Raw genomic sequence first — 18,663 nt, forward strand, 5'->3', positions numbered from 1 at the left:
GTAAACTCCTGGTCAATGAGTACCAATCAGGTCGACAGCGTTCCTGGCGACAACGACAGGGACAACGACGGCCCGACTTTCGCCGATCTCGGAATCGATGACCGCGTCCTCGCGGCCATCGCCGATGTCGGTTACGAGTCGCCGTCGCCGATTCAGGCTGCGACGATTCCGCCACTGCTGTCCGGCGCCGATGTGGTCGGCCTCGCCCAGACCGGCACCGGTAAGACCGCGGCGTTCGCGATCCCGATCTTGATGGGTCTCGACACCTCCGGCAAACTTCCGCAGGCCCTGGTGCTCGCCCCGACCCGCGAGCTCGCGATCCAGGTGGCCGAGGCCTTCGGCCGCTATGCCACCCACATTCCCGGGCTGCACGTACTGCCGATCTACGGCGGCCAGGCCTACGGCGTCCAGCTCTCGGGCCTGCGCCGCGGCGCACACGTGGTCGTCGGCACGCCGGGCCGGGTGATCGACCACCTGGAGAAGGGCACGCTCGACCTGTCGCAGCTGAAGTACCTGGTGCTCGACGAGGCCGACGAGATGCTGAAGATGGGCTTCCAGGAGGACGTCGAGCGCATCCTCAAGGACACTCCGTCGACCAAGCAGGTCGCGTTGTTCTCCGCGACCATGCCCGCGGCGATCCGCAAGATCTCCAAGCAGTACCTGAACGATCCGGTCGAGATCACGGTGAAGTCGAAGACTTCGACCGCGACCAACATCACCCAGCGCTGGGTGCAGGTGTCCCACCAGCGCAAGCTGGACGCGCTGACCAGGGTCCTCGAGGTCGAGTCGTTCGAGGCGATGATCATCTTCGTGCGCACCAAGCAGGCCACCGAGGAGCTCGCCGAAAAGCTGCGCGCCCGTGGCTTCTCCGCGGCCGCCATCAACGGTGACATCGCGCAGAACCAGCGTGAGCGCACCATCGGACAGCTGAAGTCCGGTGCGCTGGACATCCTGGTCGCCACCGACGTCGCCGCGCGCGGTCTGGATGTGGACCGCATCTCGCATGTCGTCAACTACGACATTCCGCACGACACCGAGTCCTACGTGCACCGCATCGGCCGCACCGGGCGCGCCGGGCGCAGCGGTGAGGCACTGCTTTTCGTCGCGCCACGGGAACGGCACCTGCTCAAGTCGATCGAGCGCGCCACCCGGCATCCGCTGACCGAGATGCAGCTGCCGAGTGTGGACGACGTGAATGCCCAGCGCGTCGCCAAGTTCGGTGACGACATCACCGAGAGCCTGACCTCGTCGAACCTGCAGCTGTTCCGCAGGCTGATCGAGGATTACGAACGCGAGCACGACATTCCGCTCGTCGACATCGCGGCGGCGCTTGCCACACTGTCCCGCGACGGCGACAACTTCCTGATGCAGCCGGAACCGCCGGAGCCCGAACGCGCGCGCCGCGAACCGCGCGAGCGCGCACCGCGTCGCTTCGAGGACGAAGGGCCGCGCGGTAGCGGGCCGTCGCATCAGCGGGCGACCGGCACCGAATTGGTGACCTACCGGATCAGTGTCGGCAAGCGGCATCGCGTCGTGCCCGGTGCGATCGTCGGTGCGATCGCCAACGAGGGCGGACTGCGGCGCAGCGACTTCGGGCACATCAGCATCCGGCCCGACCACAGCCTGGTCGAATTGCCTGCGAACCTACCTGCGGAAACGCTGGAAGCCTTGCGCCGCACCAGGATCAGCGGTCAGCTCATCCAGCTGACGCCGGACTACGGCCCGCCCGGACAGCGGCCGTTCAACCGCGCACCGCGCCGCGAAGGCGCGAGCGGCAAGCGCCCGGAGCGGCGTCAGCCACGCTCCTGAACCGGGGAGGGTTCATCGAGGTCAGGCGCGCTAGCTACAGTGTTGCCGTCCAGCGTGTATTGCAGCGCTAGTCGGTAGCGGGAGTCCCGCGAAGACCCGGGGGCGGTGTCCCGCAAAGACACAGGAGGGCCGCGATTGTTCGTGTTCGGTGATCGTGTCGTTTGCACCGCCGTCGATCTCGTGCGCGCGGCGCAATGTGAGTTTGCGCTGTTGCGCGCCCTCGATGCCGAACTGGGCAATCTGGTGCCCGTCGCGGATACCGCACCGGAACCGGTTGCGCAGCCGCGCGGCGGGTTCGACGATTCCAAGGCACGCAGGCTCGCGGACTTCCGAGACCGGTTCGGTAGCTCGATGGTCGAAGTCGAATGTCGTGCGCGCGGGCCCGAAGGTGAGGGACGCGAACTCAACGGATCGTCGGCTCGCATCGACGCATTGCGGGAAGCGCACGCCGGGACAGTCGCCGCGCTGCGGGCCGGTGTGCACGTGATCCACGGTGCGACCTTTTTCGACGGTCGGTTCGCCTGCTCCTGCGATTTTCTGGTGCGGGCGGGTCACCGGGTCCGCTACACCGTGCACGGCACCGCCGCGGGCCCGCCGGATCATGTGGGTGCCGCGCTCGAACTAGCCGCGTGCGCCGAAGCTTTGGACGGCTCCGGCGCACTGACGGCACCGCTGGTCCGGCTGTACGTCGGCGAACACAGCACAACCCACACACTCTCCGATCTGGTGCCGGTGTACCTCGCGCGGCGCCGCCGAGTCGAACGCATCCTGGACGACAAGCTCAGCGAGCTGCTGCCGGTGCAGTGGGGCGATCCCCGTTACCTGGCCTGTGGGCATTGCCCGACCTGCACCACAGCGCTCGCGGCTGCGCGCGACCTGCTCCTGGTCGCCGGGATGCCGCGCACCGCGCGTGCGCGATTGCGGGAGGCGGGCGTGAGCACCATCGATAGGCTTGCCGTCACCGAGACCACCGTGCCGGGCGTGCCACCACGGACCTTCGGCGGGCTGCGCAAACAAGCCGAAATCCAGCTGCGCCGCGAGGATTCCGGGAAACCGACGCATCACCTCGTCGACGTGATCGCGCTCGGCGCGCTGCCGCCGCCCTCGCCGGGGGACCTGTCGCTGACCATCGACGAAGGTCCTGGCGGGCAGCCGATCGGCGTCGAGGTGGGCGGACCCGGCACCGTCCATCTGGCCTTCCGGATGGCAGCCGCCGACGATGTCATCGAACAGCGTCGTGCGCTGGGCGAGGTGCTCGGCTATCTGGCGCAGCGCAGGCGAATGTACCCGGACATGCACGTCTACCACTACTCGTCCGGGGTCAGGTCCGCGCTGCTGCGCTGGACCGGCGCGCACGGTAACGGCGAGGAGGTCGTCGACGACCTGCTGCGCGCGGGCGTGCTGGTGGATCTGTATCCGATTGTGCGCAACGCGTTGCTCATCGGCGAACGGTCCTACCGGTTGAGCAGGCTCCGGCGGCTGCTACCCGGCGAGGCGCATTCCTCGATCACCGAACGTGATTGTCTGACCGTACTGCGACTGCGGGACTGGCTGGTGGACCGGGCTGCCGAACAGCGGATCGACCCGCAGGCGGTGACACTCGAGCGCGCGAGTTCGTGGTGCCTGGTGACCGAACCCGACGAGGCGGATCTCGCGCCGCCCTCGCGCCCCTCCTCGATCGAGGCGGCGCTCGCGGAATTCGCTGCGCCACACCAGGAGCCGCACCATCCGGCCGCGTTGCTGGCCGCGGCGCTCGGCTATCACCGGCGCGAACGCCAACCGTTGTGGTGGGCGCATGCCGATCGGCTCAGCCACCCGGTCGACGAATGGGCCGATGCCCCAGGCGTTCTCGTCGCCGACTGGGGCACGGTGGACACCAAATGGCATCGCAGCCCGCACCGGGCAACCATGCGCCGCTACCTCACGCTGACCGGGCGCATCGGCATCGGCTGGGGCGCGGCGTCGGGTTCGAGCGCGGCAGGCAGCGGTGCGGCGGGCACTTCCGGGCCGGGACCGCATACGGCGGGCGCCGTGGCGGCACACACCGTGCTGGCACCGGGAACCATGGTGTACACCTTCTACGATCGGCCCGTCGCCGCCGGCATGGTCACCGCCGTCGGGCGGCGGGCGACCGCCGTCGCCACGGTTCTCGGCTGTTCGGTGGACGCGGACTTCGACGACACTGTGCGGCTGGAGGAGTTGCTGTCGGAGGGGTGCGAGCCCTACGACGAGCTACCGACAGCCATCGCGCCCGGACTACCCGTTTGGGACGAAACCACCGAGACCGCCGTCGAATTCGTCGCCCAAGAGCTGCTGATGGCGCTGCCCGAGGTCCCGTCCGGCGCGATATTCGACATCCTGGCCCGCCGCCCGCCCCGTTTGCATCGCGCCGGCGGCCTGCCCGATGTGCACGGCGACCATGCCGCGGCGATCACCACCGCCGTGCGCGACCTCGACAACTCCTATCTCGCCGTGCAGGGCCCGTCGGGCACCGGCAAGATCTCCACCGTCGCCCGCGCGATCGAACGCCTCGTCACCCGGCACAGGTGGCGGATCGGCATTGTCGCGCCCGCACATTCGACCGTCGAGAACATGCTCGACCTGATCGTCGAGATCGGGGTGCTGCCCGAACTTGTCGCGAAGAAGGACGTGCAGTCGGTGGCGCCGGAGTGGGCCGTGATCGACGGCGCCCGGTACCCGCGATTCCTGGACAACGCCGTCAACGGGTGCGTACTCGGCGGTAGCCCGGCGGATTTCGCCGACGACGAACTGGTGTCCCACGAGCGTCTCGATCTGCTCGTGATCGCCGACGCGGGCAGCTTTCCGCTGGCCGACACCGTCGCGGTCGCGGTCAGCGCGCGCAACCTGTTGCTGCTCGGCGACCCGGCGCCGCCGACAACGCGTAGCGCCCACCCGGAGCCGGTCGGCGAATCGGTTCTCGGCTGGCTCACCGAGGGACGCAACACCCTGCCCGCCGAACGCGGCTACTTCCTGGACCGGACCTGGCGGATGCACCCGCGGGTCTGCGAACCGATTTCCCGGCTGTACTACGACAGCAGGCTGCGCTCCAACGAAACGGTCACGCTTGCACGACAGCTCGACGGCGTGCCACCGGGGGTCGACACCGTGCTCGTCGAACACACCGGCAACTCCATCGAGTCGGTGGCCGAGGCGCGCGAGGTGGTCCGCCGGGTGCGCGCCCTACTCGGGCTGCCGTGGACGACCGGCGCGATGACCCGGCGGCTGCATCCGCACGACATCTTCGTCGTCGCGCCATACAGCGCCCAGGTGGGTCTGATCCGGACGCTGCTCGCGCGGGCCAAGATCGAGGACGTGCTGGTCGGCACGGCCGACCGCTTCCGTGGCAGGGAGGCCGCCGTCGTCCTGCTCTCGATGACCACATCGAGCCCGGCGGACGCACCCTACGGCATGGGGTTTCTGTTGTCACGCAGCCTGATCCAGGCCGCACTCTGCCGTGCCATGTGGAAGGCGACCATCATCCGCTCGCCACTGCTCACCGAGTATCTGCCCGCCGCCGCGGACGATCTGTCGGACTTGGCGAGCTTCCTGCATCTGAGCTGAATCGCGGCACACGCGGTCATGGCGCACGACCGCGGCCATCGAGTGCACGCTGCGCAATGTGAGTCTTGTCGTAATCCCGTGGCCGTCCGCACAGTTCGGATCGATCCGGCGTCTCGAATACCTATTCGGAGTATGGGTATTACCGAAGCGAATTCATCGGATGAAATCATTCCATAAACACCGGCCAGCACCCGACAGGAATTTACAGCCAGACCGGTTGGTATTCAATGCGAAATTCAGGGCCTCGAAATTGCCGAAAGTCGGCAATCCTGTCAGCGATCCCGGGGGAGCAACGTCCGTCGGCCTCAGCCGAAGCAGTTGCCCTCACCGCGGTAAGTCGGCACCGTCGTCCTGGTGCCGTCGCTGTCGACCAGATGGATGTGATCGATGCGCTCGCACAGCTCGCCCGCCTTGGCGTGGCGGAACCAGACCCGGTCACCGATCTGCAGTTCAGCAGCCCCGGACAGCGGCGTCTGCACCTCGCCCGCACCCTCGGTGCCGATCAGCCGCAACCCACTGGGCCACACCGGCTTCGGCACCCGCGACGGACCCGTCGGACCAGAGGCGATGTAGCCGCCCGCGAAGACGGTGGCGATGGACGGGGTCGGCTTGCGCAGCACCGAGGTGGCGAAGTACAGCGCGGGGCGGGGGGTGAACGAGCGGTAGTGGTCGAACAACGTCGGCACGTACAGGCCGGAGCCCGCCGTCACCTCGGTGACATCGGGGTCGACAATACTGACCTCGATCGATCCCGAACCGCCACTGTTGACGATCTCCAGCTTGCCGACCACCGAACGGACCGCGTCGAGAACCTGCTTGCGGCGCTTGGTTATTTCGGCCGCGGAGGCCTGCTTCACCAGCCGTACAGCGATATTTGAGTCGGGCAGCCCGGCGATCTGCGCTTCGTAGGTCATCACGCCGACCACCTCGAACCCGCGCCCCATCGCCACCCGGGCGAGCTCCGCTGCCTGGTCGGGAGTGCGAATGGGCGAGCGGCGCACGCCGAGGTGCAGCGGTCCGATCCGCAACGAGGCGTCCACGTCGAGACAGATCCGTGGGCGAACACGCTCGCTGCCGACCACCGCACGGATCAACTCCAGCTGCGCGAGGTCATCGATCATCAGGGTGATGGATTGCCGGAGGGTGTCGTCGGTGGCGAGTTCGGCAAGCGCGGCGCGGTCGACGGCCGGATAGCCGAGCAGCACGTCCCGGGCCCCGCGGCGAACCAGCCAGATGGCTTCGGCCAGCGAGTACGACATGATGCCCGCAAACCCGCCGTCGGCGGTCAGCCCTTGCCCGAGCACCTGCTCCAGCACGGCCCGGCACCGCACCGACTTGCTGGCCACGCGCACCGGCACACCGTGCGCGCGGCGCACCAGGTCGGCGGCATTGGCCCGCAGCGCGGCCAGGTCGAGGGCGGCCAGCGGCGGGTCGAGCTCGGCCGTGGCGGTATCCAGCGCGACAATCGGCGACGTCGGGGTCACCGGTACAACTCAACCACCAAACTGGTCACACGTCCAGTATTGGCCGGCGGCCAGTCGCTGTCCTGCCGAGCGACCAGCACACGGTCGCCGACGGTCCTCACAATTCGGCCGCCCGGGTGGCCAAGCTGCTGACCAGGTCGTCGAGCACCACCAGCGTGGTCTCGTCATTGCAATCGGCGAGCCAGCGCAACACGGTTCCCTGCAGCACCGACACCGCATAGGCAGCGATGGCCTCCACCGGCTCCAGCCACTGCGCGCCGGACTTCTCCGCACACAGGCCGAGGAAGACAGCGACCTCGGCGTCCATCTCGCGATACACCGCAGACGCGGTCGGATCCGGAATGCATTCGGTCTGTACTTCCCAGCGCTGCCGCAGCGTCTGCACGGTTATTTCATAGGCACGGATCTGCCTGGTCGGGGTGGCCTTGACTACCGGCCAGTACGCGCTCACGCCGGCATGCAGCAGCACCCGCAACGCCCGCACTCCGGTGATATCGAGCGAGGCGGCCGCTTTCTCGACCGCCTCGCAGATGGTCGGTCGCAACCGGCCCTCCGCTATTTCTCCACGAACGCTCAACGACGACTCCCTCGGCGAAAGAACTCGCGCACCACCGTCGGCGCGACTCGCTGAACATGGCGGGCCGCTCCCCAAGAATCCTCTGCTAGGAAATTCCCTGGCTGCCCGGTCCAACATCAAGCAATAGTAAGGGCATATCGGGGTTTAAGAATAGGTTCGGCGGGTATTACCGGACTGAAAGAATGTTTTGTTACCCAAACGGAATGGGTCCGCGACCGCCCGGTGTCCGCCGGAATCGCCTCCCTGGGCGCCACTCTCGACCGCCCCCACCCCCGGACACACGATTTTCCACAGTACGGACAGCCTCACAGAGGCCCGTCATCATGTGATCGATCCCACACAAATACTTCGCAAATCGGCCACCTGGCCGTTCGACGTTCGATCCGGGAACGACACCTGGCGTCACCGACGGGGCGATAGCCTGGATCGGTGACTCTCTCGCCCCCCGCCGACCAGTTCTTCCTCGCCGGCACCTTCAACTTCCGCGATGTCGGCGGCCTGCGGACCCTCGACGGCGCGAAGGTTCGCCCCGGCGTGCTGCTGCGCTCGGCCCAACTCAGCGGCCTGGACGCACCCGGCCACGCCATCCTGCGCGAACTCGGCGTCACCGAGGTGCACGACCTGCGCGGCCGCCGCGAGATCGACCATATCGGGCACGACAACCTGCCCGAAGACGTACGGCTGAACATCACGCCCTTCGATTCGCGGATGGGCGAGGCGCCACCACACGACGCGCAGACCCACTCCGCGTTCGCGCACATGCTCGAGGTGTATCGGCTGTTTCCCGCCCTGCCCGAGGCGCACGTCGCGATCGTCGCCATCGCGGAATCGATTGTGCGCGGCGACGGCGCGGTCCTGGTGCACTGCGCCGCGGGCAAGGACCGCACCGGCTGGGCGATCGCCACGCTGCTGCGTGCGGTCGAGGTCACCGAGGAAGACGTGCTCACCGACTTCCTGCTCAGCAATGCGGCGGTGCCGTCGCTGCGCGCCATGATGGCGACGAAACTGGCTGCGGGCGAAGAGCTTTCCGATGACCTGCTCGGCGTCCGCGCGGAGTACCTCACGGTCGCGCTGGAGTCGGTGCGCGAGCGGCACGGCGAGTTCGAGGTGTACCTCGGCGCCATCGGCTTCACCCACGAGCTGCGCACCAAGTTGCGCGAGCGACTGCTGGAATGAGCGAAGGCTAAGCGGACAGCCCGCTGCGGACCAGTCCGTCGGCATCGATGGTCACCTGATCGCCGGTGTGGAACCAGCTTCCGGTGAAGCGGTCCGCGGTCGACTTCGGATCGTTCCAGTAGCGGCAGCTGACATTCGGTCCGCGACAGAGCAATTCGCCGTGACCGACCTGGGCCTGCGGGCCCCACAGCGCCAATTCCGTACCGCCGAAGGGGAATCCGAGCACCGCGTCGGCGCCGGATGGGGCGTCGGTGTCGTCGTCGACGGCCAGACCGATGCCGCTGGTTTCGGTTGCGCCCCACACCGACCATCGCCGCGCCGCGGGGAACATGTCCCGCAGTGCGGCCGTCAGATTCGCGGGTTCCGCGGCGGCGGCCCGTTCGGCGCGGTGTCCGGCATTGCTGACGCGGGTGATGCCCTCGGTGTCGAGGCCATCGGTGCGCAGCCTTGCCAGCTCCGGTAGTAGCCGGGTGAAAATGCGCGGTGTCGCCGACACCATGTCGATCCGCTCGGCCACCAGGGTTTCGGCCAGCCTGCGAGTGTCCGGCGCGAGCACGACCGTGCCGCCGACCGCGAAGGTCGGCAGCAGTTGATCCACACATCCGCTGGCATGGGCGAGCGGCAGCAGCATCAGGTTGCGCAGGCCGTCGGTCGGCAGATCCAGCGCCGCGACCACCGAACGGATTGCCGACAACAAGTTTTCGTTGGTCAGCTCGACGCCCATCGGCGCGGCAGTGCCGCTGGTGTAGCACAGCAGCGCCAGATCACCCAGTGCCGCACCGTCATCGATGAACGCGGCCCCATCGGGCAGCGGCGCGTCCGAGCCGCCCGCACTGCCGGCGCCGAGCACGAAATCGGTGCTGCTGTCGGCGATCACCCGCTCGGCCACTTCGGCGGGCAGGCCGTCGTGCACCAGCACCGGCACCGCGCCGCTGAGCAGCGCGCCGAGAAACGCCTGCACCCACCGGGCGCCTGGAGGCATGTGGACGGCGACCCGGTCGCCGTAGCCGATGCCGTGCTCCTGGAGGCCACCCGCGATCCGGGAGGCGGAATGCCACAGCTCACGATAGGTGAGCCGGGGACCGCCGATTTCCACGACGGCCTCCCGGCCCGCGAAGGCGTGCACCTGCAGATCCAGCAGTTCGGTGACCGCGGGCGTCAGATTCCCGTAGCGCAGCACTCCGTCAGCACCGCGGGCCAGCGGGTTGTCGCAGGCATGGGGACGGGTCAGTGGGTACTCGACCAGGAGCTGTGACATGAGTCCTCCGCACGCCTAGAGCCGGCAGGCTTAGGCGAACTATATGACGCCAGTCACATATTTTCTGCGATTAGGTGGTGAACATGCCCTGCTTTTCGATATTCGTCGTCCTCATTCGCCGGTGTAGGTCGCCTTGCCCGGTCCGACCTCGAGGAAGCTGCGCACCGCGCCGCGCAGGTCAGCGGTGCCGAACAGGGCGCCGGACACCTCCGGGGTCACCGAATCGGCATGCGCCACACCGCCGGAGCGCCAGGCCTCGATGATCTGTTTGGTCGCGGCGTGCGCCTTCGTCGGTCCCTGCGCCAGGCGGTGCACCAGTTCGCTCGCCGCGGTGTCGACGTCGTCGTGCACGGCGTTGACCACACCCCATTCGGCCATGGTCGCCGCGTCGTAGAGATCACCGGTCATCACGAACTCGCGGGCCCGGCCGGATCCGGCGCGCTCGGCAAGCCGCTGTGGGCCACCCATCGAGGGCGTCAGGCCGACAACCGTCTCGACGAGTCCGAACTTGGCCTTCGGCGCGGCCAGGATCAGATCACAGGCAAGCGCCATCTCGAAGGCCGCGGTCAGGGTGAGCCCGTGCGCGGCGAAAACCACCGGGCACGGCAGCGCCTCCAGCGGATGGATGATCTGGGCGAAAAGGGTGCGCCACAGTTCGGCGCCCTGCTCGGCGGACAGGCCGTCGAAGACGTGCACATCGACACCGCCGGACACCAGTTTGCCGTCGGCGCGCAACAGCAGCGCCCGCGGCGGGCGGGCCGACAACTCGGCGAGATCGGCAACCAGGGCATCGAGCATGGCTTGGTCGAAGAGGTTCAGCGGCGGATTGGCCAGCGTGAGGGTGGCCACTTCCGCGCCGCCGTCGGTGGTGTTGCGTTCCAGACGGGTTGCCTTCGTTTCACTCATTCGGCCAGCCTAGAGGCGCGTCGGACACAGTCCGTCCACAGCCCGCGCCGAGCCGAGCGAAGGCGAGGCAGCCGCCCCAGAGACACAGCCGGACACAGTCCGTCCACAGCCCGCGCCGAGCCGAGCGAAGGCGAGGCAGCCGCTTGGAAGGCACGGTCCTGTCACCCGCGTCTGCGAGACTGTCCAAGTGACCAAGTCGGTATCCGAAAATGGTTCCTACGTAGAGCCTGGTGAGTTCAAACGGGACACCAACTACATCCAGAGCCGCATCACCGCGGACGGCCGCGATGGCTTCCCGGTCGAAGCGGGCCGCTATCGGCTGGTTGCGGCGCGGGCCTGTCCGTGGGCCAATCGCACGCTGATCGTGCGCAGGCTGCTCGGGCTGGAGGACGCGCTCTCCCTCGGGCTGTGCGGGCCGACACACGACAAACTCAGCTGGACCTTCGATCTCGATCCCGGCGGGGTCGATCCGGTGCTGGGTATTCCGCGGCTGCGCGACGCGTATCTGGCGCGCTTCCCCGACTATCCGCGTGGCATCACCGTGCCCGCGATCGTCGATGTGCCCACCGGACAGGTGGTGACCAACGACTACGCGCAGCTGACCCTCGACTTCTCCACCGAGTGGACCGAGTTCCACCGCCCCGGCGCCCCCGCGCTCTATCCGGAATCGCTGCGCGCCGAGATCGACGAGGTGAATCTCGCGGTCTTCCACGATGTCAACAATGGGGTGTACCGCTGCGGGTTCGCCGGCACCCAGGACGCGTACGACACGGCCTACGATCGACTCTTCGCCCGCCTCGACTGGCTGTCGGAGCGGCTGACCCGACAGCGATACCTGGTGGGCGACACCATCACCGAGGCCGATGTGCGGTTGTTCACCACGCTGGTCCGGTTCGATCCGGTGTATCACGGCCACTTCAAGTGCAACCGGAGCAAGTTGAGCGAGATGCCGGTCCTGTGGGCGTACACACGCGACCTCTACCAGACGCCAGGGTTCGGTGACACCGTCGATGTCGGCCAGATCAAGACGCACTACTACGCGGTGCACACCGACATCAACGCGACCGGGATCGTCCCGAAGGGCCCCGACCTGACCAACTGGCTGACCCCGCACGGCCGGGAAGCGCTGGGCGGCAGACCCTTCGGCGACGGCACCCCGCCGCCACCGCCGGTACTCGCCGAGCGGGTGCCGGCGCTGAACCAACCGGCATGATCGAACACCCGGCCGGCCCGATCCTGATCGGAACCGATCCGGTCGGGTAGTTCGTTGTCATGACGAGCTGAGGGCAGTCGGTGCCATACAGTTCACCCAACACAGGTGGAAGAGGAGGATGACGCCGTGTTCAAAGGCGCGTTCGAGAAGACGGTCGTCGAGCTGCTCGATTCCGGGTCGCGCCTGCAGGCGCCCGCCGTCGCCAAGTACGTGGACCGACTCCGGCGCTCCCACCCGGCCGAGAGCCCCGCGCAGATCATCGAGCGGCTGGAGAAGCAGTACCTGCTCGCCGTGACCGGCAGCGGCGGCGCGGTCGGCGCGACGGCCGCGGTACCCGGTGTCGGCACCGTCGCGGCCATCGCCGCCGTCAGCGCCGAAACGACGTTCTTCATGGAAGCCTCCGCGGTGTTCACCCTTGCGGTGGCGGCCGTGCACGGCGTCTCCCCCGGTGACAAGGAACAGCGCAGGGCGCTGGTGCTCGCGGTCGTGCTCGGTGACAGCGGGATGGAGATCGTCGAGAAGACGGTCGGCCATTCCGCGAAGAATTGGGGCACCGTCTTCGCCAACCGCATTCCCGGGCTGTCGAGCATGAACGACTCGCTGCTCAAGCGGTTCATCATCCGCTTCATCACCAAGCGTGCGGCGCTGATGGCGGGCAAGATCGTCCCGGCGGGCATCGGTGCGGTGATCGGCGGCGTCGGCAACCGGGCCCTCGGCAAGACCACGATCAACAACGCGCGCAAGGCCTTCGGGCCCGCACCGTCGGTGTGGCCTGCCGATCAGCACCTCATCGTCGAAGCCGATCCGCTCACCGCCCTCGACCCGGCGAAGCCGCAACCCCCGGCCACCCCACGATGAGTGCGAGCAGAGGACCTGCGTTCGCCGTCCGCGGCATCGGCAAGCGGTACAACCTGGTGGCGGCCGTCGAGAATGTGAGCTTCACCGTCACCGCGGGCACCGCGGCGGCACTGGTCGGGCCCGCGGGTGCGGGCAAGACGACGATCCTGCGGATCCTGCTCGGGCTGCTCGAACCGACCACTGGCTCGATCGCCATCGGCGGACAAGGGTTACCCGGCACCGCGCGAGCGGTGGGCGGCATGCTCGAACCGCGCGGATTGCATCCCGCACGCACGGCGCGCAACCACCTGCTGGTGTACGCCGCGGCGGTCGGCGTCGCGGACGACCGGGTGGACGAGGTGATCGAACTCGTCGGTCTCGACGTGGCGGCGGACAGCAGAGCGGGTGCGTTGACCGCAGGACAGCAGACCAAGGTGGCCTTGGCGACCGCGCTGCTCGGCGATCCACCGCTGCTGGTCCTCGACGAGCCCGCCGCCGGCCTCGACAGCGCGGAACGCGCATGGCTGCAAGAGTTTCTGCGCCGGCATACCCGGCGCGGCGGCACGGTGCTGCTGTCCAGCGAGAGCCTCGCCGCGGTGATCCCGGTGGTGGACAACATCATTGTGCTGAGTGCGGGCTCGGTGGTGTACGAGGGCAGTCCGACCAAACTGCGCCGCGGCCACCCCGATCGTCTCGTTGTCGCATCGTCGACGCCGATTGCGCTGGCGACAACGCTTGCCGCACAGGGCTTCACCGACGCGGTGATCCGCCCCGACGGCCGGCTGGCCGTCGCCGAGGCCACCGAGGGACAGATCCAGGAGGCGGCGAAAGTCGCCGGCGTGCGCGTGGACAGCATCACCCCCGACCCGATCCACCCCGATCGGGTGCTGGCCGCGCTGACCAAAGTTCGTCCACAGCCGACTCCGTATCCCGGAGTGGCCGCCCATCTTCCGACGCCGACGCCCTACGGGATTCCACGATGATCGACATCCTGCCCGCGGACCTCGTCCCGGCGGTCAACTCCGAGGTCCGCAAGGTCATCACGCTGCGTGCGAGCCGGATCCTCGGCATCGGCGTGCCCGCGGTCGCGCTCGTCGCGAGTGCGGTCACCGCCATCCTCGCCGGGCCTGCCGACCCGAAGGGCGATCCCGCGACCGGCACCGCGACAATCGGCCTGTATCTCGGCCTCTTAGCGGCGATCCTGGTGTCCGGCGCGTTCGGTGCGGCGGGCGCGGGCGCCGAGTACCGGTACGCCACCATGTCGGTGACCCAATTGTTCACCGCGGACCGCGATCGGCTCGTCACCGCGAAACTCGTTGTTACCGCGGGATTCGCGCTGGCGATCACGTTACTCGTCGAGCTGATCGCCATGGCCTGCCTGATCGGGTTCGGGCACGGCAAGTTCGATTTCGGCCTCCGGCTGCTCACTGTGCTCGGCGGCGGCCTGCTCGCCGCGGCATGCTGGTCACTGATCGGCGCAGGCCTCGGACTGCTGTTGCGCACCTCGACCGGCGCGGTCGCCGCCCTACTCGGTTGGCTCGTCATCGTGGAACCACTGAGCTGGCTCGTCGCCAAAGGCCTCGGTATCGCGGGCTTCGCCACCATGTTCCCCGGCGCCGCCACCGTCAGCACCGTGGCCGTGGGTTCCTTCCAAGACAGTGACTTCCTCGCTCCCGCTCCCGCGGCCGTTGTCGTCCTGCTGCTGTGGACCATCGGCGTCGCGGGCGCGGGCTGGTGGTCGGTGCGCCAACGCGAGTTGTGATCCCGATCGGATAGCTGCCACTGGGAACAACGGTGTGCCGGTTCGCGGCGTTAACGTCGACTTATGTGTGGACTGAGACGATCGAGATGGGCGAGCACCTGATTTGAGCGAGCAGCTGATGGGCGTGGGTCCGGGCGGTTGGATGCGCAGGCTGTGGGCCGAGAGCCGGTCGCACGGCGGGCTGCTCGCGGGGATCGGGGCCGCGTTGGCGGTCGGTGCGGTGGTGGAGATCACGGCGCCGCTGCTCACCAAGCGGGCGCTGGATGCGGCGGGGGTGGGCGACACCGACGTCATCGGTGTGATCGCAGGGCTACTCGCGGTGCTCGCGGTGGGGCGGTTCGCGGCCGCGTTCGGGCGCAGAATGCTGGCGGGACGACTGTCGTTGGATGTGCAGCACAGCCTGCGGCTGCAACTGCTCGGGTCGCTGCAGAGACTGGACGGGACCGGGCAGGACGCCATGCGCACCGGCCAGGTGGTGTCCCGATCGATCACCGATCTGCAATTGGTGCAGGGGCTTTTGGCCATGGCGCCGCTGTCGGGGCTAGCACTGCTGGAGTTCCTGCTCGCGGCCGCGGTGATGGTGTGGCTGTCACCACCGCTCGCGGCCGCCGCCCTGCTGGTGGTTCCGGTGATCGCGCTGGTCGTCTATCGGATGCGGCCACGGCTGTATGCCGCGACCTGGTCCGCGCAGCAACGCGCCGCCGAGGTCGCCCAGCACGTCGAAGAGACGGTCGCCGGCGTTCGCGTGGTGAAGGGGTTCGGGCAGGAAGCCCGCATGGTCGAGGTGCTCGAGCGGCACGGCAGGGCGCTGTATGCCGAGCGCATGCGCGCGGCGAAGATCAACGCGCGGTTCGCGCCGACCGTGTCGGCGGTCCCGCAGGCCGGTCTGGTCGCGGTGATCGCCTTCGGCGGGTGGCTCGCGCTGCACGACGCCATCGGCATCGGCACCTTCCTCGCCTTCGCCGCGTATGTGGCCACCATGACCACGACCACCCGCACCATGACCTCGGTGGTGATCATGGCCCAGCTGACCCGTGCGGCGGCCGAACGGGTCTACCAGGTGATCGACACCGCGCCGACGATCGCCGACCCCACGCACCCGATCGCGCTGCCCGAAGGCCCACTCGGCATCGAAATAGACTCCGTCACCTTCGGATTCGACAGCGACCGCCCGGTGCTGCGCGACCTCGACCTGACCGTGCGACCCGGCGAGACGGTGGCGATTATCGGTCCCGCGGGTTCCGGCAAAACCACACTGTCGCTGTTGTTGCCCCGCTTCTACACACCCGACTCCGGCACGATCCGCCTGTTCGGCACCGAAACCGACACCGCCGCCCAATCCGCGTCGTCGAGCCCGGAACTCGATCGCGCCGCCGAGGAACGCATCGCCCAGCCGCGAATCGGCCCACCGAACCGCGCTTCGGGCGGGTCGGCAACCAGCCGACCAACGGCGGGCCGCGCACATCCGACGGCTATCGATATCGCGGACGTCCGAGCTGCCGACCTGCGCAGTGCAATCGGTGTTGTCTTCGACGACCCGTTCCTGTTCTCCGACAGCATCGCCGCCAATATCGCCCTCGGTAATCCGGACGCCACCGATGCCGAGATCCGCCGAGCCGCCGAACTGGCCGCGGCCGACGATTTCATCGCCGAATTGCCCGACGGCTATGACACCGTGGTCGGCGAGCGCGGGTTGACGCTGTCCGGTGGTCAGCGCCAGCGGATCGCGCTTGCGCGGGCGCTGCTGGCGCGGCCGCGCATCCTGGTGCTCGACGACGCCACCTCCGCGGTCGACGCCGTGACCGAGGCTGCGATCTTCGACACACTGCCGGACCAGGGCGGGCGCACGACAGTGATCCTGGCGCATCGCGAGTCCACCCTCGCCCACGCCGACCGAGTGATCCGCCTGCCCGCCCCCACGGTGTCGCATCACCTCGAGCATCTGGATGCCGCTGCCGTACCGATCCGCATCGGGCGTGGGTCCGCCGCGATCGGCGGGCCCGCATCGGGTGCGGCGGCCGATCTCAGCGAAACCCCCGAGTTGCGCCGCGATATCGAACGGCTGCCACCGGCCACTGAGGCACCCGGCCTGGACGAGCGGCAACTGCGGGAGCCCGATCCCGGCTTCCGGCTGGCTCGGCTGCTGCGGCCGGTCCGCTGGCTGGTGCTGGTTGTGATCGGTTTGCTGGCGCTGGACGCACTCATCGGCGTCACCTTCCCGCCGATCGTCCGCTATGCGATGGATTCCGGTGTCGGCCATGCGGATTCCGGTGCCCTCGCCGCCGCGGCGGCACTCGGTGTCGTGCTGGTGTTTGCGGGCTTGGCGGTCGCCGCGGCGGCGACCGTGCTCACCGCACGCACCGGCGAGCGGGTGCTCTATGGCCTGCGCGTGCGCAGTTACGCCCAGCTGCAACGGCTCGGCCTCGACTTCTACGAACGAGAACTGTCCGGTCGCATCATGACCCGGATGACCACCGATATCGACGCCTTGTCGACCTTCCTGCAGACCGGTCTGGCGACCACGCTGATCGGTGGCCTGACCCTGGTCGGCATCGCGGTCGCGCTGCTGGTCATCGATGCGTCACTGGCCGCGGCCGTGCTGGTCGCGTTGCCGCCGCTCGCGGTTGCGACCTGGCTGTTCCGTCGCGTCTCCTCGACCGCGTACACGGTGTCGCGCGAACACGTCTCGGCGGTGAACGCCGATTTCCAGGAGAACGTCAGCGGTCTGCGCGCGGTGCAGGCCAGCCGCCATGAGCCGTTCGCGGCGCACCGGTTCGCCGAATACTCCGCGCGCTACCGCAACAGCCGGATGCGGGCGCAGCGCGCGATTTCGATGTACTTCGCGTTCGTCATCGCGTGGGCGGATCTGGCGCTGGCCGTGGTGGTGTTCGTCGGCGCCCGTGCGGTCGCCGGCGGCACCACGAGTCCGGGGACGCTGATCGCTTTCGTGCTGTATCTGGAGCTGCTGTTCGGGCCGATTCTGCAGCTCTCCCAGGTATTCGACGGGTATCAGCAGGCCAGGGTCGGCCTGCGGCGGATCGGGGAGCTGTTGCGCACTCCGTCCTCGATCGCCGCGGATCCTGCGCAGGCGGTCGCGATCACGGATGGTCTGCGCGGCGAGGTCACCGTCGACGATGTTCACTTCCATTACCCGGGCACCGACGCACCCGCCCTCGATGGCGTATCGCTGCATATCCCGGCGGGCTCGACCCTCGCGCTGGTCGGCCCGACGGGCGCGGGCAAATCCACCATCGTCAAGCTTCTCGCTCGCCTCTACGATCTGCCCGACGACCTCGACGCGAACCAGGATCCCGAACACCGTGTCCGGAATCTCGACGACGACACAACCGGCGACCCGACCGGCAGTCCGGTAACCGGCGCGATCCGTGTCGACGGTGTCGACATTCGCCACTACCGCCTCACCGACTACCGATCCCGACTCGGCATCGTCCCGCAGGAGGCGCACCTCTTCACCGGCGATGTGGCGAGCAACATCGCGTTCGGAAAACCGTCCGCGACCGAGGCCGAGATCGCGGCGGCCGCCGCGGCGGTCGGCGCAACGGACATGATCGCCGCGCTGCCACTCGGCATGCGCCAACCGGTCGGCGAGCGCGGCCGCGGACTCTCGGCGGGGCAGCGGCAACTCGTCGCACTCGCCAGAGCCGAGCTGGTCGGCCCCGATCTCCTGCTGCTGGACGAGGCCACCGCGACACTCGACCCGGACACCGAGGCAGCGGTGCTGTTTGCCAGCCGTTCGCTGGCTCGCGGCCGCACCACCGTTGTCGTCGCGCACCGGCTCGGGACGGCAGCGCGCGCCGATCGGATCGCCGTCGTCGATCACGGGAAGATCGCGGAAATCGGCACACACGAGGCGCTGGTGGCGGCCGCGGGGCCGTATTCCCGGCTATGGGCTGCGGCTCGGGAAACGGGGGGAATATTCTCGGTCACAGACGAGTCGTCACATATGGGATCGGGACTGTCGGGTGGTCAGTAGATCCGCCGGTTTGCTGCTGGGCCTATCCTCAGATAGGGCGCATCGGCGCGCATCCGCTGATCCCC

At 68.4% G+C, this 18,663-nt stretch carries 12 protein-coding genes; 8 read left to right on the forward strand and 4 right to left on the reverse strand.

Annotation, left to right across the window (positions count from 1 at the left end):
* The first annotated feature begins 15 nt into the window (after window positions 1-15).
* Together OHQ90_RS36780 and OHQ90_RS36785 are read left to right on the forward strand one after the other, a co-directional pair.
* On the forward strand, window positions 16-1,809 hold the full coding sequence (locus OHQ90_RS36780) for a DEAD/DEAH box helicase (RefSeq protein WP_328405579.1): 1,794 nt from the start codon (window positions 16-18) through the stop codon (window positions 1,807-1,809).
* Window positions 1,810-1,950: 141 nt separating this feature from the next.
* Complete coding sequence (locus OHQ90_RS36785; protein WP_328413368.1) at window positions 1,951-5,391, forward strand: AAA domain-containing protein; 3,441 nt, start codon at window positions 1,951-1,953, stop codon at window positions 5,389-5,391.
* Between the two features lie 305 nt (window positions 5,392-5,696).
* On the opposite strand, the gene OHQ90_RS36790 is transcribed toward OHQ90_RS36785, so the two are convergent.
* Both OHQ90_RS36790 and OHQ90_RS36795 read right to left on the reverse strand, forming a co-directional pair.
* Window positions 5,697-6,875, reverse strand: a complete 1,179-nt coding sequence (locus OHQ90_RS36790; protein WP_328405581.1) for an alanine racemase — start codon at window positions 6,873-6,875, stop codon at window positions 5,697-5,699.
* Window positions 6,876-6,972: 97 nt separating this feature from the next.
* On the reverse strand, window positions 6,973-7,452 hold the full coding sequence (locus tag OHQ90_RS36795; protein WP_328405583.1) for a TetR family transcriptional regulator: 480 nt from the start codon (window positions 7,450-7,452) through the stop codon (window positions 6,973-6,975).
* A gap of 429 nt (window positions 7,453-7,881) precedes the next feature.
* Here OHQ90_RS36795 and OHQ90_RS36800 point away from each other — a divergent pair, with 429 nt between their 5' ends.
* Window positions 7,882-8,628, forward strand: a complete 747-nt coding sequence (locus tag OHQ90_RS36800) for a tyrosine-protein phosphatase (protein WP_328405585.1) — start codon at window positions 7,882-7,884, stop codon at window positions 8,626-8,628.
* Between the two features lie 7 nt (window positions 8,629-8,635).
* Here the strand turns inward: OHQ90_RS36800 and OHQ90_RS36805 are convergent, their stop codons facing one another.
* Window positions 8,636-9,886 carry a class I adenylate-forming enzyme family protein gene (locus OHQ90_RS36805; protein ID WP_328405587.1) on the reverse strand — a complete coding sequence of 417 codons (1,251 nt, stop codon included), beginning with the start codon at window positions 9,884-9,886 and terminating at the stop codon, window positions 8,636-8,638.
* Between the two features lie 111 nt (window positions 9,887-9,997).
* Window positions 9,998-10,792 carry an enoyl-CoA hydratase/isomerase family protein gene (locus tag OHQ90_RS36810; protein ID WP_328405589.1) on the reverse strand — a complete coding sequence of 265 codons (795 nt, stop codon included), beginning with the start codon at window positions 10,790-10,792 and terminating at the stop codon, window positions 9,998-10,000.
* A gap of 187 nt (window positions 10,793-10,979) precedes the next feature.
* Here OHQ90_RS36810 and OHQ90_RS36815 point away from each other — a divergent pair, with 187 nt between their 5' ends.
* The 5 genes from OHQ90_RS36815 to OHQ90_RS36835 all read left to right on the forward strand — a co-directional run bounded on the left by OHQ90_RS36815 (window position 10,980) and on the right by OHQ90_RS36835 (window position 18,598).
* Window positions 10,980-12,005, forward strand: a complete 1,026-nt coding sequence (locus OHQ90_RS36815; protein ID WP_328405591.1) for a glutathione S-transferase family protein — start codon at window positions 10,980-10,982, stop codon at window positions 12,003-12,005.
* 126 nt (window positions 12,006-12,131) lie between these two features.
* Window positions 12,132-12,863: a hypothetical protein gene (locus OHQ90_RS36820; RefSeq protein ID WP_328413369.1), complete on the forward strand. Its 732-nt coding sequence runs from the start codon at window positions 12,132-12,134 to the stop codon at window positions 12,861-12,863.
* Window positions 12,860-13,825, forward strand: a complete 966-nt coding sequence (locus OHQ90_RS36825) for an ABC transporter ATP-binding protein (RefSeq protein ID WP_328405593.1) — start codon at window positions 12,860-12,862, stop codon at window positions 13,823-13,825. Before OHQ90_RS36820 ends, OHQ90_RS36825 begins: the two co-directional genes overlap by 4 nt.
* On the forward strand, window positions 13,822-14,604 hold the full coding sequence (locus OHQ90_RS36830; RefSeq protein ID WP_328405596.1) for an ABC transporter permease: 783 nt from the start codon (window positions 13,822-13,824) through the stop codon (window positions 14,602-14,604). The genes OHQ90_RS36825 and OHQ90_RS36830 overlap by 4 nt, the downstream gene beginning before the upstream one ends.
* Before the next feature lie 118 nt (window positions 14,605-14,722).
* Window positions 14,723-18,598 (forward strand): ABC transporter ATP-binding protein, encoded by a 3,876-nt coding sequence (locus OHQ90_RS36835; protein ID WP_328405598.1) that lies wholly within the window; start codon window positions 14,723-14,725, stop codon window positions 18,596-18,598.
* Window positions 18,599-18,663: the final 65 nt, after the last annotated feature.

The organism is Nocardia sp. NBC_00403 (genome assembly GCF_036046055.1).
GTDB lineage: Bacteria > Actinomycetota > Actinomycetes > Mycobacteriales > Mycobacteriaceae > Nocardia.

What these genes read in the sequence shown, in the direction of transcription:
- OHQ90_RS36830 (WP_328405596.1), top strand. Translation starts at nt 13,822, where the DNA reads ATGATCGACATCCTGCCCGCGGACCTCGTCCCGGCGGTCAACTCCGAG.
- OHQ90_RS36825 (WP_328405593.1), top strand. Translation starts at nt 12,860, where the DNA reads ATGAGTGCGAGCAGAGGACCTGCGTTCGCCGTCCGCGGCATCGGCAAG.
- OHQ90_RS36810 (WP_328405589.1), bottom strand. Translation starts at nt 10,792, where the DNA reads ATGAGTGAAACGAAGGCAACCCGTCTGGAACGCAACACCACCGACGGC.
- OHQ90_RS36780 (WP_328405579.1), top strand. Translation starts at nt 16, where the DNA reads ATGAGTACCAATCAGGTCGACAGCGTTCCTGGCGACAACGACAGGGAC.
- OHQ90_RS36835 (WP_328405598.1), top strand. Translation starts at nt 14,723, where the DNA reads ATGGGCGTGGGTCCGGGCGGTTGGATGCGCAGGCTGTGGGCCGAGAGC.
- OHQ90_RS36805 (WP_328405587.1), bottom strand. Translation starts at nt 9,886, where the DNA reads ATGTCACAGCTCCTGGTCGAGTACCCACTGACCCGTCCCCATGCCTGC.